The sequence below is a fragment of the Shewanella sp. FeAMO genome (genome assembly GCF_053653955.1).
Window position 1 is genome coordinate 4,689,338 of record NZ_CM132201.1, and the last position, 22,931, is coordinate 4,712,268.

Annotated in this window: 21 protein-coding genes; 6 read left to right on the forward strand and 15 right to left on the reverse strand. The window is 51.7% G+C overall.

Going from position 1 to position 22,931, the window contains the following annotated elements; translation table 11 throughout:
* Nucleotides 1-3: 3 nt before the first annotated feature.
* From ACWAU4_RS20955 to ftsY, 12 genes are all read right to left on the reverse strand, one after another.
* Complete coding sequence (locus tag ACWAU4_RS20955; RefSeq protein ID WP_454290373.1) at nucleotides 4-2,610, reverse strand: fimbria/pilus outer membrane usher protein; 2,607 nt, start codon at nucleotides 2,608-2,610, stop codon at nucleotides 4-6.
* The gene (locus tag ACWAU4_RS20960; RefSeq protein WP_243756809.1) at nucleotides 2,567-3,289 is read right to left on the reverse strand and encodes a fimbrial biogenesis chaperone; all 723 of its coding nucleotides are present in this window, start codon (nucleotides 3,287-3,289) and stop codon (nucleotides 2,567-2,569) included. Before ACWAU4_RS20960 ends, ACWAU4_RS20955 begins: the two co-directional genes overlap by 44 nt.
* Nucleotides 3,290-3,345: 56 nt before the next feature.
* Complete coding sequence (locus ACWAU4_RS20965) at nucleotides 3,346-3,879, reverse strand: fimbrial protein (RefSeq protein ID WP_025010734.1); 534 nt, start codon at nucleotides 3,877-3,879, stop codon at nucleotides 3,346-3,348.
* A 197-nt stretch (nucleotides 3,880-4,076) separates the two neighbouring features.
* Nucleotides 4,077-4,406 (reverse strand): type 1 fimbrial protein, encoded by a 330-nt coding sequence (locus ACWAU4_RS20970; RefSeq protein ID WP_123117143.1) that lies wholly within the window; start codon nucleotides 4,404-4,406, stop codon nucleotides 4,077-4,079.
* 175 nt (nucleotides 4,407-4,581) lie between these two features.
* Nucleotides 4,582-4,929 (reverse strand): hypothetical protein, encoded by a 348-nt coding sequence (locus tag ACWAU4_RS20975; RefSeq protein WP_123117144.1) that lies wholly within the window; start codon nucleotides 4,927-4,929, stop codon nucleotides 4,582-4,584.
* A gap of 207 nt (nucleotides 4,930-5,136) precedes the next feature.
* Nucleotides 5,137-7,062 (reverse strand): toxin-antitoxin system YwqK family antitoxin, encoded by a 1,926-nt coding sequence (locus ACWAU4_RS20980; RefSeq protein WP_208125257.1) that lies wholly within the window; start codon nucleotides 7,060-7,062, stop codon nucleotides 5,137-5,139.
* Between the two features lie 10 nt (nucleotides 7,063-7,072).
* Nucleotides 7,073-9,229 (reverse strand): hypothetical protein, encoded by a 2,157-nt coding sequence (locus tag ACWAU4_RS20985; RefSeq protein ID WP_208125258.1) that lies wholly within the window; start codon nucleotides 9,227-9,229, stop codon nucleotides 7,073-7,075.
* 414 nt (nucleotides 9,230-9,643) lie between these two features.
* A complete protein-coding gene (katG, locus tag ACWAU4_RS20990) occupies nucleotides 9,644-11,818 on the reverse strand; it encodes a catalase/peroxidase HPI (RefSeq protein WP_208125259.1) in 2,175 nt (724 codons plus the stop codon).
* Nucleotides 11,819-12,027: 209 nt separating this feature from the next.
* Nucleotides 12,028-12,885, reverse strand: coding sequence for an RNA polymerase sigma factor RpoH (gene rpoH / locus ACWAU4_RS20995; protein ID WP_028780766.1), 858 nt, complete (start codon nucleotides 12,883-12,885; stop codon nucleotides 12,028-12,030).
* Between the two features lie 171 nt (nucleotides 12,886-13,056).
* Entirely contained in the window at nucleotides 13,057-14,022 is a 966-nt protein-coding gene (gene ftsX, locus ACWAU4_RS21000) for a permease-like cell division protein FtsX (RefSeq protein ID WP_025012146.1), read from the reverse strand.
* Between the two features lie 3 nt (nucleotides 14,023-14,025).
* On the reverse strand, nucleotides 14,026-14,718 hold the full coding sequence (gene ftsE, locus ACWAU4_RS21005) for a cell division ATP-binding protein FtsE (protein WP_025012145.1): 693 nt from the start codon (nucleotides 14,716-14,718) through the stop codon (nucleotides 14,026-14,028).
* Between the two features lie 3 nt (nucleotides 14,719-14,721).
* Complete coding sequence (gene ftsY, locus ACWAU4_RS21010) at nucleotides 14,722-16,431, reverse strand: signal recognition particle-docking protein FtsY (protein ID WP_208125260.1); 1,710 nt, start codon at nucleotides 16,429-16,431, stop codon at nucleotides 14,722-14,724.
* Nucleotides 16,432-16,656: 225 nt separating this feature from the next.
* Here ftsY and rsmD point away from each other — a divergent pair, with 225 nt between their 5' ends.
* Both rsmD and ACWAU4_RS21020 read left to right on the forward strand, forming a co-directional pair.
* The gene (rsmD, locus tag ACWAU4_RS21015) at nucleotides 16,657-17,244 is read left to right on the forward strand and encodes a 16S rRNA (guanine(966)-N(2))-methyltransferase RsmD (RefSeq protein WP_025009234.1); all 588 of its coding nucleotides are present in this window, start codon (nucleotides 16,657-16,659) and stop codon (nucleotides 17,242-17,244) included.
* A complete protein-coding gene (locus tag ACWAU4_RS21020) occupies nucleotides 17,241-17,543 on the forward strand; it encodes a DUF1145 domain-containing protein (RefSeq protein ID WP_044735467.1) in 303 nt (100 codons plus the stop codon). Before rsmD ends, ACWAU4_RS21020 begins: the two co-directional genes overlap by 4 nt.
* Here the strand turns inward: ACWAU4_RS21020 and ACWAU4_RS21025 are convergent.
* The 3 genes from ACWAU4_RS21025 to ACWAU4_RS21035 are packed head-to-tail and all read right to left on the reverse strand — an operon-like array spanning nucleotide 17,534 to nucleotide 19,121.
* Entirely contained in the window at nucleotides 17,534-18,016 is a 483-nt protein-coding gene (locus tag ACWAU4_RS21025; protein WP_107005812.1) for a hypothetical protein, read from the reverse strand. The genes ACWAU4_RS21020 and ACWAU4_RS21025 overlap by 10 nt on opposite strands.
* Nucleotides 18,017-18,063: 47 nt before the next feature.
* Nucleotides 18,064-18,399 (reverse strand): DUF4870 domain-containing protein, encoded by a 336-nt coding sequence (locus tag ACWAU4_RS21030; RefSeq protein ID WP_037436274.1) that lies wholly within the window; start codon nucleotides 18,397-18,399, stop codon nucleotides 18,064-18,066.
* A 17-nt stretch (nucleotides 18,400-18,416) separates the two neighbouring features.
* Nucleotides 18,417-19,121, reverse strand: coding sequence for an MOSC domain-containing protein (locus ACWAU4_RS21035; RefSeq protein ID WP_208125261.1), 705 nt, complete (start codon nucleotides 19,119-19,121; stop codon nucleotides 18,417-18,419).
* Between the two features lie 147 nt (nucleotides 19,122-19,268).
* On the opposite strand from ACWAU4_RS21035, the gene ACWAU4_RS21040 reads away from it, so the two are divergent.
* From ACWAU4_RS21040 to ACWAU4_RS21055, 4 genes are all read left to right on the forward strand, one after another.
* Entirely contained in the window at nucleotides 19,269-20,057 is a 789-nt protein-coding gene (locus tag ACWAU4_RS21040) for a MipA/OmpV family protein (protein WP_044735470.1), read from the forward strand.
* A gap of 15 nt (nucleotides 20,058-20,072) precedes the next feature.
* Nucleotides 20,073-20,528, forward strand: coding sequence for a CC0125/CC1285 family lipoprotein (locus ACWAU4_RS21045; RefSeq protein WP_044735471.1), 456 nt, complete (start codon nucleotides 20,073-20,075; stop codon nucleotides 20,526-20,528).
* Nucleotides 20,529-20,641: 113 nt separating this feature from the next.
* Nucleotides 20,642-21,337, forward strand: coding sequence for a response regulator (locus ACWAU4_RS21050; protein ID WP_208125262.1), 696 nt, complete (start codon nucleotides 20,642-20,644; stop codon nucleotides 21,335-21,337).
* Nucleotides 21,337-22,644: an ATP-binding protein gene (locus ACWAU4_RS21055; protein WP_208125263.1), complete on the forward strand. Its 1,308-nt coding sequence runs from the start codon at nucleotides 21,337-21,339 to the stop codon at nucleotides 22,642-22,644. The genes ACWAU4_RS21050 and ACWAU4_RS21055 overlap by 1 nt, the downstream gene beginning before the upstream one ends.
* The last annotated feature ends 287 nt before the right edge of the window (nucleotides 22,645-22,931 follow it).

A 22,931-nucleotide genomic window follows, 5' to 3' on the forward strand; every position in this document is an offset into this window, starting at 1 on the left:
CTACTATTCGCAAACAGCAGGGATCCTCAATAAATTATGTAATGATTGCTCTTCCAGCGAGTAATTGAGTTGACACTGCTGGTTTACTCCCCCCCAACGAAACACAAGGCTGCCGCTCAATTCACTCAAGCGCACATAAGCCAAGCCAGCTTGCCCAACAACTCCCAAGACTTCCCCCCCACTACCAAACACATCTGCTCCCATCGGGACAGCTTCGCCGGAAGCTAACTTGGAAATGAATAGCACTGGGATGCCTTTGCGGGTTTTATACTTGAGCCGAACAGCTGCACCGGCAACGGGTACAACTTGCTGTTGCGTATTCAGCAATTCAACATTGTCGCCCATATCACCAGCCTCAAGGCCGATTGAGTTCTCTCTGTAAGGCAACAAATTAGACATTAATGCATATCCATTACCATCAACAAAGGTTCCCCAACTATTTCTAACGCTTGCGCCTTCTGCCCCCTTGGCTTCGACAATGGCAAAAGTATCGCCCACGGTTTGCCCCAAAGTGACGCCCCCGGAATGCAGCACTACAGCGCCGCTAATATTGGCTCCCCATTGCTGATATTGGTCACTGCGGGAATAGTTGGCCCCCATGCTGGCCAAAGAGGTACGTTTGTTAACAGATGCACCAAAACTATTGCCACTGTAACTATCGTTTTCTTGACGGCTGGCATTAATGCTGTAGCTCAGAGTGCGAGCATCATCCAAAGTGCCGGACATCCCCAAGCTATAGTCATCGGCACCTGAGCTACTGCTGTGACTGGCTCCCGTTGATACCATATGGCTACTAGCGCCAAGGGGCATGGAAAGATTCAGCGACCAGACATCATCTTTTATCCGCTCTTCCTGGAGAAAAGATTCCTGCGGTCTATCCATGCTCAGGTATTGGCGGGCGTAGTTAAGGCTAACACTGACAGGACCAAACTGATTGCTGTAACCAAGCTGATACTGATCGTCATCCTCACGGCCATTGCGATATTGCCGTTTGGAACCTGAGACCGACAAGATCCCCCACTCCCCCATGCTCTGATTCATGCTCAGGGTCATCTGAGTCTTCTGCAGGTAATCTGCCGAAAGATATTCGTAACCACTGTTCAGGTATTCCCGTTGGCGCAACACATCACTCAATTCTCGATATCCTTCGGTAGAGTACTTATACCCCGCCAAAGTTACCGAAGTGCCACTACCAAAAGCTCGGCTGTAATTAAGCCCCAAACGCCAACCAGCTTCAGACTCATCTTGGCCCACTTCCCGGCTCAAACGCGAGTGGGAGTAAACCGCTGTGGCCCCAAACGAGCCTATGTTGGAACTCCAAACTCCACCCGAGCTCAGTGCCAAATAATCATCGGCCAAGCGAACACCGGCATTCCAGGTCAAAGCATTTGATAAACCCAACTCATAGGTAAAATCGGCAAAATAGTCATCCTCCCCTGTGTCATAACTCTTGCCCATAGAGAGGGCAAATTGAGACTGTCCGGCTCGCATGGCCCCCGGTACAGCGCTAAATGGCACGGTAAATGAGGATACTCGACCGTCCGCTTCCGTCACCTCAACAAGCAGGTCACCTTGATAGCTGGTCGGATACAAATCATTGATTTCAAATGGACCGGCAGCAACTGTTGTCTGATAGATCTCACGACCATTTTGTTTAATAACGACTTTGGCCGTCGTCTGGGCGATACCAGTTACAACGGGAGCATATCCCCGCTGAGAGACGGGCAACATTCTGGTATCAGTTTGAATCTGAAATCCTTTGAATCCGATGCTGCCAAATACAGTACTGCGGGTATAAAGCTCACCCAAGGTCAGCTCGGCTTCCCAGCTCGGTAGCGCACGACTGACGTAAGTGCGCTGCGAATTGAATTGGCTGTCTGATCCATAACCGGCTCCATAACCATAGTCACGGTATTGGTAGGTTGATTGGTTACGAATCCGCCACAATCCCAGATTGAATCCGGAATTCAACCCAACATAACCGGAATCGCTACTGGTGCCACCGCTAACTCTGCTCTCTGAGCGATAGTAGTTGGCGGTATAGTTGATGAATAAAGCCGTTTCACCGGCATCCCATCTCTCTGGCGAAACATATCCTCTGGGTTGCCGCTTCATATAAGCCTGAGGAATGGATAGTTCCAGACGCAATTTGCCAGGGTCAAAACTGAAACTGTTACCCTCGACCCTATAGCCCAAACTGCAACTGCCGGTCACAGGTGCAGGTTGCACATGCTCTGACATGACCCCCGCATCCAACCATAAAGATTCTTCAATACATGGCTCAACGCTGCCATCACTCAAAGCAAAAAACTGCAGTTGCTCTCTGGAATAAAAACGGCCATTGATGAAAAGATCAACTTGGTACTCACCGGGCAACACATCCGGCCCTTGCGCCAAACGTGTCAGAATATCTGTGTTATAACCTTGTCCGAGCAGCAAAGACTCATCAAAACTGAACTCTATCTCCTCATCGGCCATAACCTGTGCTGACATAAACAACAAGGCATATATACAAGCGCACCGAGCAGACTTCTTCTGTGAGTAAAATCTAAACATCGAGACTCCCTCAACGGACAACGCGTTCTTGAGTGATCTGTGCGCCCTGATCATTGATCAGAGTGAATTTAAGTTGAGCGCTGGTTCCTGATGCCACTATCAGGTTTGCCACGGGCCAACTGATGCGGGAAAAAGGTGCCACCATGGCTACAGGTATTGAGCTCAATCGCTCATTCACCTGCAAACTTGCTTGGCTGAATGAGGCAAAATAGGGGCTGGGATTATGCACTTCCAACTGCAGTCCCGAAGCATCACGGCGTAGGGAAAATGCCAACATAGATGGTACTTGGCTTGGACTGACCGTCAGTGATTCAGGGCGATAAAACACCTTGTTCCGATTACGCAGCATGACCAGCATCTTGTTGCTGCTGTCAGCCTTGTTGGAAGGAGGTATCTGTAGGGAGTTAAGGTAGAAAACAGATTCTCTGTCCTGTGGCAAAGCTGTGCCTGTATAGAGCATACGCACTGTCTGGCCACCGTTGGCCGGGACTTTAAAAATTGCCGGCAGCAACACAAATGGCGCATCGGCCGTTTCCGGTGTTGATTCAGGGTTATCTATGTCCATCCATAGTTGCACCACATTGGGGAAACTATCCCTGTTACGCAGTTGAATACTGTGGTCTTTGGCATCCCCGGGATAGATCACCCGGGTTCCCGTCAGTACCACGCTGGCGCAGGCCCACTGACTAACCAAGACGAGTAACAAAATAGAAACTGGACGTAACCAAGACACGGTAGTTGACCCCATTCAGGTAGAGAATGGCCCATAAGATATGGGCCGGGAATAACTTACAGGTAGCTGATGGCGTACTGTACAGAGCCGGCAACTGTACCTGCTGTTGCACCACCGGCAACAGAGATGTATTGCACGGCATAGTCAACCGAGCCTTCTGTCTCACCCGCAGCCAAAGCTACGCCGGTAACTGCAACATCTGTATTCAGGTCAATAGCAGCACCACCTGGAGCGTCCAGCAGCTGCAGCGCAACATTGGTGGCAGTTCCGGTATTGGCCAGGTTGCCGTCTGTATCAACATTGTTGCCGACAAACTTGGTCGTGGTGCTGATAGCGGATGCACCACTACAGCCTGTAACACCAAGAGTAAAGAGTGTTTCACCTGCAGTTGCGCCGGCGGCAGTCAGGTCAGCTTCGCTGACTGTAGGCAGCAAAACCACAGGATTGGCTGCATTGCCATTGATGGTAACTTCACAGGTTTCGGCAGTGACTTCGCCTTGGAAGGTAATGGTGTTAGGGCCGGCAGCCATAGCCGCAGAAGAACCCAATAATGCGCCGCTTACGGCAAAGGCTAAGGTAAGTTTTTTCATGATCATTTCCTTTAAAATAATGCTTATAGAAAACGATAAAAGCGCTTATCGAATTCGCTAGCTATTTTAGAATTACGGAAACAATCAAACTGTCGGACTAAGTGTGTGGGAATGTAGGAAATATCTTAAAGATATAAAGCCCTCAACCTTGGTTGACGACAAACTAACAACCAAGGGAAAGGAGTTATTTTTTAACCTCAGTTGAAACTGGCAGAGATCAGCATTTCCGCGTCAGCGACTCGACTCACCTCGATTAAATCCAATCTGGTAGATGGGGAAACCAATGAGAGGCTCTCTCCAACATCAAGCGCGAGTGCTGTTTGCCCAAAAGGCAAGGCAGTATATTGAAAAGCTGAACTCTCGGACTGGTAACAATTGATCCCTTGTTGCTGTAACTCACAACCAGGATCGACGACTGAGCCAGTAAAACTTATTTGCCCGTCGGCAGCGTTAGCCGCAAAAACGCCACAGGCCAACAAAACTGTAGACAACAGGGTTGTTCTGATAAAACTAAAGGAGTATCTCATAAGTAATCGCCCGAAGTTTGTAGGACGATTCTTATTGTGGTTTCAAATGACCTCGATAACAAGTTATCAGCTTATAAACGGTTGATTTTAGTGACTCCTTTCAACAAAAAAGAATAACTTAGTGAATTAATGGCTGACATTAGAGATTCATTCGTAAAAATGAAGGAATGACAACTCAAAAGCTCTTAAGAGAATGCAAGAGTACTGACGCCTGCCAACGTCGATATTGGGGGGCTGATATCGGATTGGGTAATACCCAGCGAGCTTCTTTGTCGCTCTTGTAGAGAGCGATTTCCTGTTTTTCAAGAAATCTTTCCAGGCGAGAAGGGAGAATACGGCAACAGATAATGTCGCAGCCGGCCAAGCGTTCGATGCGCAGTTCTCTTAGTGGAACAGGAAAACCGGCATCCATCAGCCAGTAAAGAGTCTGATGGTAAACTTCATACTTATTTTGTTTCAGAAACGCGATGCCCCAGCCTGGCTCGGCTGTCAGCGCCAACTCTCTGTATGTTCTGAAATCCATAAGCAGTCCCCCAAGAGATCTTGGTTGCACTGTATAGGGACATGAAAACAAGGTCGTTAAGAAACATCCTTGTTGTCATCGGAATTTTCTGATCAGGCTTACCTAAACATAAAAAAGGCCGCAGATGCGGCCTTAAACATAGATTTATGGCGGCGGAATACCGCCAGACCAATGAGCGGATTCACTCTTTAAACAATAAAATATCCATTAACAACCAAACAGCAGCGATGAGGTAGAGTTATCGCAGTCGCCCTCTCCCTTCGACGACTCATCGACATCACGACTTCCCAAGAACTCGCCGTGTTTGAACATCTGGATATAGTAGGGTTTACCCATGATGTAAGACACGGTATCACCATGCTCTTTACCGTCCTGATAACGGGCGACCTTTTTCAATAAACCGTCTTCGGTGAAATAGTAAAAACTGCCTTGTTCCTGCCCCTTGGCGTCATACTGCTCCCGTCCCAATTCATAACCTGCTGCAGAGTGGGCCAGCCAAGTGCCGACTTTTTTGCCGTGATGGTACTCTCCTTGCCAGAGGGACACTTGGGTTTCATAGGGCTCCTGGTACTGCCACTGGCCATGCCGTTTGTCCTGACTATAATATCCCTTGGCTTGCAACTCGCCTTTTTCGTTGTAGGTCTGGTATTCGCCTTCAAGCTGCCCGTGCCGGAAATGTGCCAGTTGCAACAATTGACCATCGTGCACCTGGATTTTTTTCACCTCACCATGCAGACGCCCTTGGCTGTCATACGCTTCAGTGCTGCGATTACGGGCATCCAGGTAGGTCCAGGTACCCACCTTTTTGTCATTGGCATATTCGCCTTGCTCCAGCAGCTTGCCGCTAACCAGTTTCTTCTCATAGGCACCATGGAGCTTACCTTCCTTGTAGTAACTGGTCTCTATATAGGGCTCATCGTCCCAAATCCCCTGATAACTTTGTAGAGTTAGCCCCTCGCGCATACCTTTCAGTTTCTCCTCTCGTTCAATGACAACCCCACTGGCATCAAACTTCTGAAACAGAGTCCACACCCGGGTCATATCCTGCTGCATTCTTGAGCTGAGCTTGCCCTCTTTAAAGTATTGCCTGTCGAGGATCTGCTTGTCTTTGACAAAACGGGCGCTGAATTCCATGGTCTTGCTGCCGTCATCGGCAAATTTTTGCTCAAAGACCAAGCGGCCTTGATTGTCAAAGCGCTCTAAATGCTGCAGCTGCGAGCTATTGGCATAAAAGGTGTGCTGCTCGCCCACCTTTTTGCCCTGCTGATAATGTTCGACTCGAGTCAGTTGCCCCTGTGCATCGTAGCGACGGCTTTCCCCATGTTCTCTATTCTGCTGGTAACTGCCTTCCCAACTGAGTTGCCCATTCTTGTGCCAACGTTTGGCCGACCCCTGCCGCTGGCCATCCACATAGACAAATTCGGCCTCTTTGGCGCCTGTATCCCAATATTCATAGGCTTTACCCTGCTGGCCTTTAGGGCCAAAGGTATCAATGTAAGACAGCTCGCCATTGCGGTGATAACGTTTGCGCTCACCGGTCAGTTTACCCGCCAGATACAGGCTGCGCTCACGCAATTGCCCCCCGGGGTAGTACTCCAGTTGCTCCCCTTCCGGCAGCCCATTGACCAGCGAGTGTTGTGCCTGCAGACTGCCATCCTGGTAATAGTGACTGTCTTTACCGACACGTTTGTCGCCAAGTTGCTCATAGACTTCCTGTAACTGACCGTTACTGTAGAAGTTTTTCTGAGTGCCCCGCTGCTTACCATCAACAAAACTGGCCTCCATGGTCAGGATGCCGTCTTCATCATAGAAGCGGATCGGGCCTTCCATCTCGCTGTTACTGTTATAGTTGCCGTCGGAAGACAGCTTGCCGTTATTGTGAAAGAACCGGTAGCTACCTAGGGCATTTTGGAAAAGACCCGGCTTGGCAAAGCTGCCCTTGAATCTGGGGGTATCCGAGCCGACATAATAGATGGTGGTTTGCCAACCGTGTTGATCCTGAGTTTGAGGATCTTTGACATAAAAACTGGCCTGTTGCTCACTGTCGACCACTTGCCAATCATCATTCAGCCACACTGTCTCGGCGCTGGCCATCCAGCTCATCAGGCAACAAAGTAATATCAATACACGCATTTTCTTGTCCTTAAGGCAGTGGCGGGAAACTGTTGACCCAACGAATATCCAGGGGTTCGCCCTGATATTCGAGTTTGCTGATACGCTCCACTCTATCGGCAACCCTTAGGTATTTGTCTTCCATAACGGCTTCGCTCAGGGACGCATGGTCCGTATTGAGATAGTGAGCGTGTATATCCAGCAAAGGCAGTTGTACTCCGTCGGCACTATAGAGATGGTACTGCTGAAGGAACTGCCGCGTGGATTGCTGCAGATCCAGCTCACCGAATACTTCGATAGGCACCAGCCAGGCGCGCTCACTCGGGGTATAGTCAATTGGCTGCCATACCGGGCGTCCATCACAATGCAGATGACTGGGTATTTCCAGGCCATAGAAGTAACGGCGAAGACCATCTTCTGTACTCAGTTGGTACTGGAGTTGCGCAGGCTTCCATTTGTCATACTTCGCTTTCCACACCAAGGATGACGGCCCTTGTTTAAAATCGCCTTCTATCTGCAGTTGGCAGACACTGGCCCAGTCCTGTGGCAGGGTCAACTTGGCACCTTGCGGCGTATCGGCCTGGGTCGAGAAACTCATAGGGTCAAAATCGGCAGAGTCTTCGCCGGTGTCATTGTAAAGGTAATTCTTATCCATTGGAGGCAGGGTGTAATCGGCAGCAAAGGCCTCGCGGCTTACCCAGCTAACCTCACGGCTGAAGCTCGATTGTTGCTGCTTCTTCACAGCAAAGAAGGTCACCTCTGATGGCTGGTTAGTCAACTTCACCCTAAACCCATTCTCGCCGCTAAATAGTATGCTGCGATCCAAACTATTGAGCCATTTGGGGCCGATTTCTGGCGTCTGGTAACGGTATTCACCTTCAAGCCCATCAAAAAATGGCAACAAATAGCCATCTGTGCCGCTGAAATGCAGCTGATATTCATCTGGCTGCTGCGCTATAGGTGTAATGGTGACAATACCGCCGTCAAACGCCAGTTGCTGCTCTTGTCCCGACTGCCATTGGCCGGAAATCGATACCAGTTCGAGTGGCATAAAATCTGCCATGGCGCTGAAGGAGGATATTTTTTCAAACTGGTTTCGCTGGTTCCAGCCCAGAGGTGCAATGGCGGTACTGGTGACTAGCTTGTCATTTTGCTGATAGGGGCCAAATTGACCTAGGACGGCAAACTCCATTTCAATAGGTTTATCTTCCGCGTCCAATGCCTTGAAGTCTCGATAAGTGATCTCTCCCAGAACTTCTTTTTCATGCTCGGCGAGCAATAACTCCAATTGGAGATGTTTAGATTCGACGCTATATGCTCCTTTGCCGTATTGGAATAAGGCTTCGGCGCTGATCTCCTGCCCGTCAACAGGTTTGGGCGGCGCGGTCACTATCGGAATCCAGTTATCCAGAGAATCGGGGGCAATTCGATTGCTCAGGTCACCTACTTGATCGAGCAGATCTTTACGCTCCATGACAAGCAACATATGGTTGCTGCCTTGTCGTCCCCTGAGTTCGACTTTAGTTTCCAGCACCAACACCATTTTCTGCAACCAGCCGCTATCGCGGGCCAGGCGCATATGCCCATACAGGCGGCTATCATCACTTTCGGCCGTCAACTCAGTGTCTACGGTTTCGGGAGTTACTTTGGTGACCAGTAATTCGGCTTGCTGGCCGTTGAACCCCTCAAGTGTCAGCTTACTACCCTCTTTGGCAGGGATCTCCTGCAACACGCCGGGAGCATCCATTCCCGGGGCCAAAAGTTTGATTAGCTCAGGGCCAGAGCGTGCCAATATTTTTTGCCAGGTTTCATCGTCCTTGGCCTTAAACGCCAGCAGTTTTCCTGAGTCTTTATCCAGAGTGACTTCAAAGCCTTTGGAAAACATCTTCTGCAGCTCGGGGTTGTCATCGGTAGCGCCAAAGCTACTGAAAGGCCGGCCGCCGCCTGACATAGCCATATATTTGGGTACCAGCTCCATCTTTAGCGCCGGCGAGGTCTCAATTACCTCATAACGCATCAGGGAGTTGCTGTCCTGAGTAAATTGACGTCCACCTATATCTATAGTGGCTTTGGCCTGTACCCAGTAATCAACTTGATCGCCTTTTTTGGGGTCAAATTCAACATGGGAATTGGGGGTGCATGCGGACAAAAGCCATAACAGGCCGAAGAGGGAAAGATACTGCTTCATTTCATTCCTTGAAGAAGAACACTTAAAAATTAGCGCTACATTATGCCAGAACCTGAGTCACAATTCTGCTGCTACCCCCGCAGGCTTTAACCATTTCGCCGGGTAAACGTCGCAAATTCGCCAATAGCTTTGGGAAAAAGCCTCTATTTAAGGCCAAGCCAAAAATCCACAATAAGTCCCACCTCATTTGAGGCAACCAACCCTTTCCTGCGGCTAGAGTCTTGCTGACTCATAGTTTTACTGCAACCGGCGTTTTCTGCTCCCTGCGGCAGATTTCCACCCTGACGTCAGGTTGCAGCCTTTTTAAGTCCGTACAACGCCCAAAAAACTGGGGTTGGAATTATACAGCTACATACGCTGCACTACTCCAACCCCCAGATGTCTCTCGGGCATATACTGTCTATTGGCTCTCAGTTAAAAGCGATCGGCATTCATCACCTTGACCCAGGCCTTGACGAAGTCCCGAACAAACTTTTCGCCGTTGTCATCCTGGGCATAGACTTCCGCATAAGAACGCAGAATCGAGTTGGAGCCAAGCACCAAGTCCACCCGGGTTGCGGTCCACTTAACCGCGCCACTGTGACGCTCAATAATCTCGTAGAGGTTTTCGGCAACCGGTCGCCACTGATAGCGCATGTCGGTGAGATTGACAAAGAAGTCATTGGATAAAACACCGACCCTATCGGTAAACACGCCCTGTAATGCCCCCTCGAAGTTGGCACCCAGCACCCGCATACCACCTATGAGCACTGTCATTTCAGGGGCCGTGAGCCCCATAAGTTGGCTGCGATCCAGCAAGAGTTGCTCGGGAGTCACCCGATAATCGGCCTGCAGATAATTTCTGAAGCCATCATGCAAAGGCTCAAGCACGGCGAACGATTCCACATCCGTCATCTCTTGGGTTGCATCCCCACGCCCCGGCAGGAATGGCACCTCGATATTGACCCCGGCATCCCTCGCGGCCTTCTCAACTGCGGCGCTGCCCGCAAGCACTATCAGGTCGGCCAGGCTGATCTCTTTGCCGCAACCTGACTGGATAGCCTCCAACACCTTGAGTACTTTTTGCAGCCGCTTCGGCTCATTGCCATGCCAGTCGCAGCACGGCTGCAGACGGATACGCGCGCCGTTGGCGCCACCACGGTAGTCAGAGCCGCGGAAGGTGCGAGCGCTGTCCCAGGCGGTAGCCACCAACTCAGCCACACTCAGCCCGGAGGCCAGGATCTCTGTCTTGAGGTCGGCGACATCCTTGGCTGTCAGGCTGTAGTCGACTTTAGGGATTGGGTCTTGCCAGATAAGCTCTTCTGTCGGCACATCCGGCCCAAGATAGCGACTTCTTGGCCCCAGGTCTCTGTGGGTCAGCTTGAACCAAGCCCTGGCAAACACCTCACTGAAATACTGCTGATCCTGGGCAAAACGCTCGGCAATCTTACGATATTCAGGGTCGACCTTCAGCGCCATATCGGCATCTGTCATTATGGGATTGTGTCGTATGGACGGGTCTTCCACATCCACAGGCTTGTCTTGCTCTTTGATATCCACAGGCTCCCACTGCCAGGCACCGGCTGGACTCTTTTTCAGCTCCCACTCATGCTGCAACAGCATCTTGAAGAAACCGTTATCCCACTGGGTAGGATGGGTTGTCCAAGCCCCTTCAATGCCACTGACCACAGTATCGCGGCCAATGCCCCGGCTCTTGTGGTTTAGCCAGCCCAGTCCCTGCTCTTCCAAGCCGGCCGCTTCCGGCTCCGGGCTGAGATTTTCGGCGCGGCCATTGCCGTGACACTTACCCACAGTGTGGCCACCTGCGGTCAGCACCACGGTTTCTTCATCATTCATTGCCATGCGTTTGAAAGTTTCCCGCATGTCCTTGGCCGTCTTCAGCGGATCCGGATTGCCATCAACCCCTTCAGGGTTGACGTAAATAAGCCCCATCATCACGGCTGCCAATGGGTTTTCCAACTCGCGCTCCCCGGAATAGCGGCTGTTGGGGCCATCACTGGTGGCCAGCCACTCCTCCTCCGAGCCCCAATAGGTATCCTTTTCCGGATGCCAGATATCTTCCCGTCCGGCGGCAAAGCCGAAAGTTTTCAGCCCCATGGTTTCATAAGCGACTGTACCGGCGAGAATGATCAGGTCTGCCCAGGAAATCTTGTTACCGTACTTCTTCTTGATAGGCCATAGCAGACGCCGAGCCTTGTCTGTGTTGACGTTATCCGGCCAACTATTGAGAGGGGCGAAACGCTGATTGCCGGTACCTGCACCGCCGCGGCCATCTTCAATGCGGTAAGAACCGGCCGCATGCCAGGCCATGCGCACCATCATGGCGCCATAGTGGCCCCAATCTGCCGGCCACCAGTCCTGGCTCGTGGTCATCAGTGCCCTAAGATCGGCTTTCAGGCCGGCATAGTCCAATTTGGCAAACGCTTCGGCATAGTTGAAATCGGGATCCATGGGATTGGTCTTGCTGTCGTGCTGGCTGAGGATGTCGAGCTTGAGCGACTTGGGCCACCACTTCATGATGTCTTGCTCTATGGATGTGTTGGCGCCGTGCATTACTGGACATTTGCCCAAGGGCTTACTTCCGGTCATAGGTGTTATCTCCATATTGGTACAAGCATTACAGTAGACTTACTCTCACATCATACGCTGACTAATTTTTATACTCGAACAAGGAGTATATATCTAATCCGTTAAGCATTTCTTAACCATATAATTTGTATGGTTTACCCGGCACATCCTCGGCAGAAAACAAAAAACCCGCCAGAAGGCGGGTTTTACTGAATAGTTTGCTGACTGCGTTATACGTCCATACAAGCCTTGAGCTTGTTCATGGCGTTTTTCTCCAACTGACGGATCCGCTCGGCAGACACCTGATAGGTATCGGCCAGCTCCTGCAGTGTGGTCTTTTCATCGTCCAACCAACGGGCCCGCAGAATATGCTGGCTGCGTTCATCCAAGGTCTTGATCGCCGACAACAGCTTGTTCTGGGCATTGGATTCCCAGTTGTCATTTTCTACCTGGGCCGCCAAGTCGGAAGAGTGATCTTCCAGATAAAGCGCCGGGGCAAAGTCATGATCATCATCGTGATCATTGGTCAGGTCAAAGGCCGGATCCTGCGCCGCCATTCGCGACTCCATCTCGGTCACATCCTGTTTGGATACGCCAAGATTCTCCGCCACCATAGTGACCTCTTCATCGCTGAACCAACCCAGACGTTTCTTGGCCTTACGCAGGTTGAAGAACAACTTACGCTGTGCCTTGGTGGTGGCGACTTTAACTATGCGCCAGTTCTTCAGCACATATTCATGAATTTCAGCCTTGATCCAGTGCACGGCGAAAGACACCAAACGCACACCCACATCAGGGTCGAAACGTTTGACCGCCTTCATCAGGCCTATGTTGCCTTCCTGGATCAGGTCTGCCTGTGGCAGACCATAACCCGCATAGCCGCGGGCAATATGCACCACAAAACGTAAGTGCGACATAATCAGTTGCTTAGCCGCCTGCAGATCACCGGTTTCCTGCAAACGCTTCGCCAGCTCATACTCCTGCTCGGCGTCCAGCATGGTCATGCTGTTTACCGAATGGATATAGGCCTCGAGACTGCTGCTCCCCTGGGGAACCATCAGTGCCATTGATTGCGTTTGATCAGTCATTCACGCTCCTGTTTCTTACTGCTTTGATGCTCATTTCGGGTCGAAAAAAACGCTGATGAGCCGATGCACTATCGGTCAATTGACATATATTGTCAACGCCGTATCCAACATCTGGGGTTATTTTTACCCCGAAAATAGGACAATGCAAGTGAAGATAAGTTCATTTTTACATCAGTGAGGCTCTATGGCTCGCAGGTGTTGGCGCACCGACAGGAAAGACCCCAACCAACCCAAAAATGACGCCAGTGCCATCATCTGCAGCAGCTCAACAAAGGTCAGGGACTGCATCTCAAGTTGGCTGCCATACAGGCCCAAAAGCGAGGCCAACGCCCCATCCAGGTACCAGACCAAGAGGTTGATTATCACCCAGGCGAGAATACCGCCGATAACACCATACCAGATGCCGGTGTAGAGAAAGGGTCGCTGAATAAAGGCTTCCGTGGCCCCGACCAGCTTCATGACCTCAATTTCACTGCGCCGATTCATGATAGCCAAGCGAATCGTGTTACCTATGACCAGCACCACAGCCAGGATCAGCAGTGCCGCCAACGCCAGCACGGTACGTTCCAACAAGCGCACCAGCGCCTGTAAGCGCTCCAGCCACTCGATATCCAGACGGCCAAAGCTCACCTCAGGCTCACGCTCCAGCTTGGTCAAAAGCTCTCTGGCGCCTGCGGGGCTGGAATACTTTTCGGTGGGGATAACGCTGATCACCGCCGGCAAAGGGTTGCTTTCCAGATAGGAGAGCGCCTCGCCGAAACCAGACAGCTGTTGGAACTCCGCCAGTGCCTCGTCACGATTGATATAGTCAACCTCGTCTATTTCCGGGTAGACCTTTATCCGTGCCAGCAGGCTCTGAATACTCTGCTCTGAGCGGTTCCCCTCAATAAACAAGGAGATCTGTGCCGCGCTGCTCCAGGATTGGGTAATGGTTTCGGCATTTTTTACCAGCACCTGCAAGGCGGCCGGCAAACTCAGGCTGACACCCAGCACAGCCATGGTCATCAGCGATGAGATAGGGTTGCGCCACAACTCACCCATGCTGGCCATGGCATGCTGTATATGGCGGATAAAGAACATCACTATCCGGCCGGAAAGCGGGAGTTTACTGCGGGTCAATGAAGGCTGGGCAGACATAGCTTATTCCTTAGCGCTCATGGGGCTGGTCCCCAGTTCTTCACCACCTATCATCCGCCCCTGCTTCAGGGTCAGGGTGCGGTATTTCATTCTGGCGATAAGACCGAGATCATGGGTGGCAATCAGCACGCTGGTGCCCGCATCGTTGAAGGTTTCAAACAGCCTGAGAATATCCATGGACAGCTTAGGGTCCAGGTTACCCGTAGGTTCATCGGCCAGCAATAGAGGGGGTTTGTTGACTATCGCCCTGGCAATGCCTACCCGCTGCTGCTCACCGCCCGAAAGCATGATGGGGTTATGGCGCTCTTTACCATAGAGCCCCACCATATCCAGAGCACCGGCTACCCGCTTGCGGATCTCCCCCAGGGTAAAACCTTCGATAACCAAGGGCAGCGCCACATTGTCAAACACGCTTCGGTCCATCAACAGATGGTGGCTTTGGAAGATCATCCCGATATCGCGGCGCAGGTAAGGCACATGGCCGCGCTTGATACCGGCGATATCATGGCCGTTGATCCATACCCGGCCGGCGCTGGCGCGCTCAATAACTGTGATCAATTTGAGCAAGGTACTCTTACCGGCCCCGGAATGCCCGGTAAGAAAGGCCATTTCGCCCCGCTGAAGATGAAAACTCACATCAGACAGTGCCTTTTGGCCCCCGGCGTAAATTTTGCTGACCTGCTCAAATCGAATCATATATCAGTTATCCGCCTTCTCCTGACTGAACAGGGCTTCGATAAAGTCTTTGGCATTGAAGGTACGCAGATCGTCTATCTGCTCTCCCACGCCTATGTAACGAATAGGAATACCAAATTTATCGGCAATGGCAAAGATAACTCCGCCTTTGGCGGTACCATCCAGCTTGCTGATACTGATGCCGGTAACTCCGACGGCTTCCTGGAACAACTGCGCCTGACTGATGGCATTCTGGCCCGTGCTGGCATCCAGGGTCAGCATCACTTCATGGGGAGCGTCCGGATCCAGTTTCTTCATCACCCGAACCACTTTCTTCAGCTCTTCCATCAGATGGCTCTTGTTCTGCAAACGACCTGCGGTATCGGCAATCAACACATCGACATTTCTGGCCTTGGCGGCCTGCAGGGCATCAAACAGCACAGAGGCGCTATCGGCACCTGTATGCTGGGCAATCACAGGAATATCGTTGCGCTGGCCCCAAACCTGCAGCTGCTCAACCGCAGCGGCGCGGAAAGTATCACCGGCTGCCAGCATGACAGACTTGCCTTCGCGCTGATACTGTTTGGCCAACTTGCCTATGGTAGTGGTCTTGCCAACGCCGTTGACCCCCACCATTAAAATAACGAAAGGCCCGGCGGCATTATCCGGCACCAGAGGCACACTCACAGGCTCCAGTGTCGCCAGCATCTCCTGCTGCAGCAATTCATATAAGGCTTCGGCGTCCTTGAGCTGCTTGCGTGAAGCATGATCTGTCAGGCTGGAGATCAACCGACTGGTGGTTTCCACCCCAACGTCGGCAATAAGCAGTTGCTCTTCCAGCTCTTCAAATAGGTCATCATCAATCTTTTTACCGCGAAACAGCCCGATAAAACCGCTACCGATATTTTCGCTGGTGCGCATCAGCCCTCGCTTGAGGCGGGCAAAGAAACCCTCTTTAACAGGTTTTGCCTGTGGCTCAGGTTGAGCTTCTTCATCAGCAGCCTGTTCGGCCTGGTTTTTTTCAGCGGCCAGACGCTCGGCTTCGGCCTGTTCTGCCTGCGCTTTTTCGGCCGCCAGACGTTCGGCTTCGGCCTGTTCTGCCTGCGCCTTTTCAGCCGCCAAACGCTCGGCTTCTGCTTGCTCTGCCTGGGCTATTTCAACAGCTAAACGTTCAGCCTCGGCCTGCTCCACCTGCGCCTTTTCAGCCGCCAGACGCTCGGCTTCTGCCTGTTCTGCCTGTGCCTTTTCAACTGCCAGACGTTCGGCTTCGGCCTGCTCTGCCTGCGCTTTTTCAGCAGCAATACGCTCGGCTTCGGCCTGTTCTGCCTGTGCCTTTTCAGCAGCCAGACGCTCAGCTTCGGCCTGCTCCGCCTGCGCCTTTTCAGCAGCAATACGCTCGGCTTCGGCCTGTTCTGCCTGCGCTTTTTCAGCAGCAATACGCTCAGCTTCGGCCTGCTCTACCTGTGCCTTTTCAGCAGCAATACGCTCGGCTTCTGCCTGTTCTGCCTGCGCTTTTTCAGCAGCAATACGCTCGGCTTCGGCCTGTTCAGCCTGTGCCTTTTCAGTCGCCAGACGATCAGCTTCGGCTTGTTCGGCCTGCGCTTTTTCAGCAGCTAAACGTTCGGCCTCGGCCGCGGCTTCTGCGGCTTGTTGTTCGGCGAGTTTGGCCGCCTGCTCGGCTTCGTCATTACTTTTGTCTTTACGAAACCAGGAAAAAAAACCTTTCTTTGCCATCAGTGCTACCAGTGCTCAACATCGTGGGGGATCTTCAGGAGCCGGGCTCCCGCTTGAGGTCGCAACTATTTCCCTGGAGCAGCGGGGCCTGTTATGGGCATTCCCGAGCGATAAAGGGCTTTAGCTTCATCTCACCTTTTCGGCTGAGTTTGTTATAAAATAGCGACGCTTTTAAGGTGGCATAGTCTACCACTTTCTTTCTTCAGGCAAAATCACGGGGGCAAGATGGCCAAAAATAGACCGGGCAGCGGTCAGGTTCGTATTATCGCAGGCCAATGGCGCTCGAGAAAATTACCCATCCAGGATCTGGAAGGCCTGAGGCCAACCACAGACAGAGTGCGGGAAACTCTTTTTAACTGGCTGGCAGGTGAACTCAGTGGCAGCTCGGTGTTGGACTGTTTCGGTGGCAGTGGCGCACTTGCCTTGGAAGCCCTGTCCCGCTATGCCGCTTTTGCCAGAGTCTATGAGCTGCAAAAAACCGCCGCTCAGCAACTGCAGCAGAATCTGCAAACCCTAAAATGCGACAGTGCCGAGGTCATCAACGGCGATGTATTGGCCGGTTTGGCGCGCCCTGCCGATCGCCGTTTCGATATCGTGTTTATCGATCCCCCTTTTCGCAAGGGACTGGCCGAGCAAACCCTAACCCTGCTGGCCCGGCATCAATGGCTCAACCCAGGCGCCCTTATCTATCTCGAAGTGGAATCAGAATTGCAGCAGTTGCCGATACCGGCTGACTGGGAAGCATTGAAAGAGAAGCAGGCCGGCCAGGTCAGCTACCGCCTGTATCGCTTCCCGGGAGGAATAGAGTCATGAAAGCCGTATTAGTGTTGGGAAAACTGGCGACCCTATTGGCTTGGGTGTTGATGTTTTTCAACCTGTTCAGCCCGTTTGAAGGCAATATCGGCGTGATACTCACCATACTTCTCGGGGTAACCGCCATGATGCATGGGCTGCAGGTGCTGATATTTCACACGATATTTTGTCAGTTGTTGCCGCTCAAGGCTAAAGACTATCTCAACGCCTTTCTATTCGGGGTGTTTGCCTTGCTGGATTACCGCCAACGAGCGCTGAGTCAACTGGCTGCAGAAACCTCGGCAAACACTCAGGATTGAGGCGGCAAAGGTGCCTCTTTACCCTTGGCCAATATTTCCAGAATTTGCTGCAAATGCTGGCTCAGGGCTTCAGCCTCGGCTGTCGCAAACCTTTGCTTAAGGGAAGCATCGAGTTGAGTCGCCAGCTCAGCCTTCACAGCAGAGAGAGCCGGTTGGTTCTCTTCAACCTGTAACTTGGCAACACTGAGAGCCAACAACTTAAGCTCAGGCAACAACTCTATTTGCTTCAATGGTGCCAATAAACCTGGGTCGTCATCACTGAGTCGTTGATCCAGAGTCACCAGCAGCTGGTCGACCCGCGCCAAAGTCTGCTCTCCACGCTGATACAGAGGAGTTATGGCAACATCATTGGCAAAGTCTGTGAGTTGATAAAGGGTCACGCTCAGTGTCAGCACGATTAACAACAGCGGCAGTGACAACCCGAACACCAGACCGACCCAAAAGTTATTGATACCGGATAAAAAGGTTCGCATTGCTCCTCCGCTGTCAGCAACGAGGCCATCCAATGGATGGCCCGGGATCACAGGAATTTGATTGCCAAGGGGTACTTGTATTCCACGCCCTCACTGGCCTTGACCGCTGCGACTATGGTCACCACCACATCGAAAATCGCCAGTACAGCCACCAGCACCAAACCTATGCCAACAAAGATCAGGATCAGGCTGATGATGGTGTAAATGATCATACTGATTTTGAAGTTCAGGCAATTACGGCCGCAAACATCAACAAATTCAAACTCTTCCCGTTTCATCAACCAAACGATCAACGGCCCCAAGATAGTGCCGAAAGGGATCAGGTAACCGGCAAAACTCGCCAGGTGCACCAACATTCCCATGTCTCTTTCCTGTTTTTCCATGTTGTTTCCTAACTTTTTCAGTTCAAAGCCAAACTATCCGGGCCATAGAGGCGCATCTGCCAGTCTTCTATGCTGCCCCGCTCCAGTCGGCGCTGCAAGCTGCCTACCCAGCTGGCTGCCAAACCTTCACAACTGAGCAGCCTGTCATAGGCGGCCGCATCAAATTCGGGGCGAAAATACAGCTTCATCGCCTCGGCAACACTGATATCGGTACGCCTTTGTTTCAATATCAGGGCATCCTGACAGCTTATGATGCCAGGCTTCAGCACCCGATAGAACCAACCTGACATACCTGTTTGCTGCATGGCAAGGGCAAAGTCCCGCTGGCCATATTGGTGATTGAGCTTAAAGCAGGGGGAACGCGGTTGGGTGACTTGCAGCTCGACTTCGCCAAAGCTGAGGATATCGCCGATATGAATATCCGCCTCTGTTAAGCCAACACTGCTGATGTTTTCTCCCATGGCAGGTGCATCCTGCCCCGAAGTTATCAGCCCCATGCGCCGGTAGTGGCCATAGTGCTCGCGAGGGAAATGATGCAGTACCCTATCCGGGCCGCCATGATGTTTTGGATCCGCCTGGGCATCACCCGCAACCCTGTCGCCGAAAACCTCCAGCGTCTCCATCTGGGATTTGTTATCTATCCCGCTTGCCAGCTTGTCCCTGAATGTCAGCTCATCACCGGCATACAGCCCAGAAATCTTGTCAATCAAACACTTGGTCACGTTACGTCTCCCTTCGGGTGCCAAAGCCCGATCATACTCCAAGCTTACGGGACAGATCACGGACATTTCCATACAAAGCGGCGCTATTGTATGGCCGTGACGCCGAGGACAATACCAGGGATTTCTTATGTATTCAGGAGAAGTAATATGAAAGCATTCAGATTCAGCGCCCTGGCCCTTGTTGGGGCTGCAGTAAGCAGTGCCGCCTTGGCGGACAACACTGACGTTTATATCCGTAATGGCCAGATTTACAGCCATGAAAACAGTTTCTTTGTCTCTGCCGGTGCCTATCAGGGCAGCGAACTCTATCAAGGCGTCGATTCCAAGCTGCGTCCCTTCGGTAACCTGGGTTATAACGGCAAGGACTTCAACGCCTCACTGGCCAATATCAACTACCGTTTCTTCGGCAATGATAAAGATCTGTTCAACCTGAGTGTGTACCTGGGTAGTCCGGGTATTGCCTTGAAAGACTCAGACGCGGCAGCGCTTGGCGGCATCCATGAACGTAAACTGAGTGGCGATCTGGGTATCAACCTGGATACCCAACTGGGATTCGGTACTCTGTCCACCTCGGTACAACATGACGTAACCAACAGATACAACGGCTTTATCGGCCAGGTCCGTTACGCCGTACCACTGAACCTGGGCTGGGGCAGTGTCGTTCCCTACGCCGGCGTCAGCTACCTGAGCAGTGACTTTACCCAGTACTACTTCGGAGTCAGCAAGGCTGAAGCCAATAAGCAGCATAAGGCCTACCAACCGGGCAAAGCCTTCACCTACAACGCAGGTTACAAGCTGATTGTGCCTCTGGGGGAACATCTCGAACTCAGCCAAAGCAGCAACTACAGCTACCTGGATTCCGCCATTGCCGACTCGCCGATTGTTGATGGCAAACAGCAGTGGAACGCCAACCTGGCACTGACTTATTACTTCTGAATCTGAGGTCCTTGGATGAAATCGCTTAAAAACCTCTTGCTTGCCGCAGGCTTAGCCATAGTTGTCAGTGGCTGTGCTACCCCTTATGACACCCAGAAATCCTTCTGGACCTTTGGCAAAGGCTTTGAGACAACCCAAATTGCCTCAAATGCCTGGCAAATAAGTTTTGTCGGCAATAACAACACTGACAGGGCCCTGGCCCGCAAATACATTCTGCGCAAAGCGGCAGAGTTGAGCCAGCAAGGGGGATTTGCCTTCTTCACCCTGGACAGCGAACAAACCAACAGGGATGCGGTGAATACTTTTGGTGTGGGTCGCAATGACAATAGCTGGCTCTGGGGCTCCAACTCGATTGAGAGGGAAACCTCAGTGATAGTGGAAGTCACCGGCCTGAACCAGAAGCCGGAAAATCCAGGCACCCGGGTTTATGAAGTCAGCTATATTCTCAGTAATGTCAGCGTTAAAGACTGAATGGTCACTGGTAAAGGGGTGACTGAGTCCCCCTTTATGCCAATCAAATTGTCACTTATGTAATCGGGGTGCTAATTTTGCTTTATCTTGATCCACAAGCTTATCGGCAGGAAATGGCAAACACTCGCATAACACTCGTAGAAGACGACAATAAGATCAGTGACCTTCTGACCAATTACCTCAGGAACCAACATTTCGATGTAGAGCGGATAGACGATGGCAACTGTGCCTGCCAGCAGATCCTCGAGCGTCAACCTGAGCTGGTGATCCTGGATCTTATGTTGCCGGGAAACGATGGCTTGAGTATCTGCCGTGAAATCCGGGCCCAATACCAAGGCAAGATACTGATCCTCACCGCCAGTGAAGATGACATGGATCAAGTGGCAGCTCTGGAGATGGGCGCCGATGACTTTGTCAATAAACCTATTCAGCCCAGGGTACTGCTGGCCAGGATCCGCATGTTACTGAGACGGCAGGAAAGCGCGGTCACAGAGAGCAACCGTGAACGTCAGTTTGGTGAACTCTATCTGGACAATGCCCGCAAGTTCTGCGCCGTCAGTCAGACAGAGGTCAACCTCACCGCAGCCGAATTCGACCTGTTGTGGCTGCTGAGCTCACATCCGGATGAAATACTGTCGCGGGAGTTTCTGGTCAAAGAAACCCGCGGCATAGAGTACGACGGAATAGACCGCAGCATAGATAACAAGGTAGTGATTTTGCGTAAAAAATTAGGCGACAACCCCAGTTTGCCACGCAAGATAATCACGGTAAGGGGCAAGGGTTATCTATTTGTGCCGGATAGGTGGTAATGAAGCGCCTGTTTATCTTCTCCTATCTGGTGCTGGTGTTTCTGTTTTTCACCTCCATCATTTTTGTCTTTCAGCTGGACTTCTTTTCCTCCGATGAGTGGGAAAGCGACTATCTGGATCGCACCAATATGTCACTGAGCCAGCTGTTGTCTGAAATCTCGGCCGCCAAGGGTGTTGCCAGCGCTGAGGCCTCGCTTGAGCAGGTGCTAGGCAACGTGCACAAACAGCTGAGGGTCATCTCTTTGGACTCGGCCAAGCTGTCGGCTGAAGAAAAACAGATCCTGAGAGACAACCGGCATTACGTCAAAGACATGGAAGAGGATATCTCCTATATCATGTTCCAGGGTTCAGATAAGGTGTATGCCATCAGCCGTGATGAGTCCGCTCCTTTCTGGCAGGAATACTATTTCAAAGAATCCGTTGCCCTCTGGGTGCTGTTTCCCGTGTTGGCTTTTATCAACTTTGTACTGCTCTACCTGTTGGCCCGGCGTCTGCGCCGCTTGGAAAGGGTTCACAGTGCCTTTGCCAATGGAGATTTCAAAGTACGGGCCAAGACAGGTGTTTGGCACAAGGTGGGACACCTGAACCAGTCATTCAATCAAATGGCTGACAAGATAGCCAAACTCATCGACAGCAACAAACAACTCACCAATGCCGTTGCCCATGAAGTGCGTACACCTATATTCAGGATCCGTTGCAATCTGGACATGCTGGACGATTCCGGCGTGCGCCCGGAGCAAATGTCTTATCTGGAAGGCATACATCAGGACCTGGATGAACTCGGCACCATGGTGGACGAGTTGCTGCAATACGCCAGAATGGAGCGACGTCAGGCGCCATTACAATTGAGCTGCCAATCATTGGATACCGCGCTGCAGGAGTTGATTGCCCACCTGCAGTTTGAAACCGATATCGCCCTTGAACTCACCAAGGTAGAACCACTGGAGGCCATGGTAGATCTGCGCCTCTGGCATAGAGCTGTCAGCAATATCATCCGCAACGGCTACCGCTATGCCAGCCAAAGCGTCAGCATAAGGCTCAGCGGCGACACTGACAGGGTCTGGCTGCATATTGCCAACGATGGCCCAGGGATCCAGGATGAAGATAAACAGCGCATTTTTGATCCCTTCGTTCGCATAGACAAATCACGGGATCGCGGCAGCGGCGGTCACGGCCTGGGATTGGCCATCAGTGCCCAGATCATTCGCCAGCACTGTGGGGACATTAGCGTCAGCGACACAGCAAGCGGTGGCCCGAGTTTCGATATCTGGTTACCCAGACCGGCAACAAGCTGCCAAAGCAGCTAAAAAAAGCCCCGTTAAGAAACGGGGCACCAGCAAACCAGTTGGGAATCAGCGGGCGAATCACAGCGCCATAAAGAAGACTCGCTGCACATATTGGGGCTATTAGGTGACGCATTCATGACACAGAGGCGACAGCGGGATGACAATCGCCTCGAACCTTGGGCAACAGGATTAAAAAAGCCCTGCTTCAAGAGCAGGGCAAGCCAGTTAGCACATAAATAAACAAGAAGGGAGAAACCCGAAGAGCCCTTGAGCTCTAACCAAAGATCGCCAGCAAGATTAAGCCCACT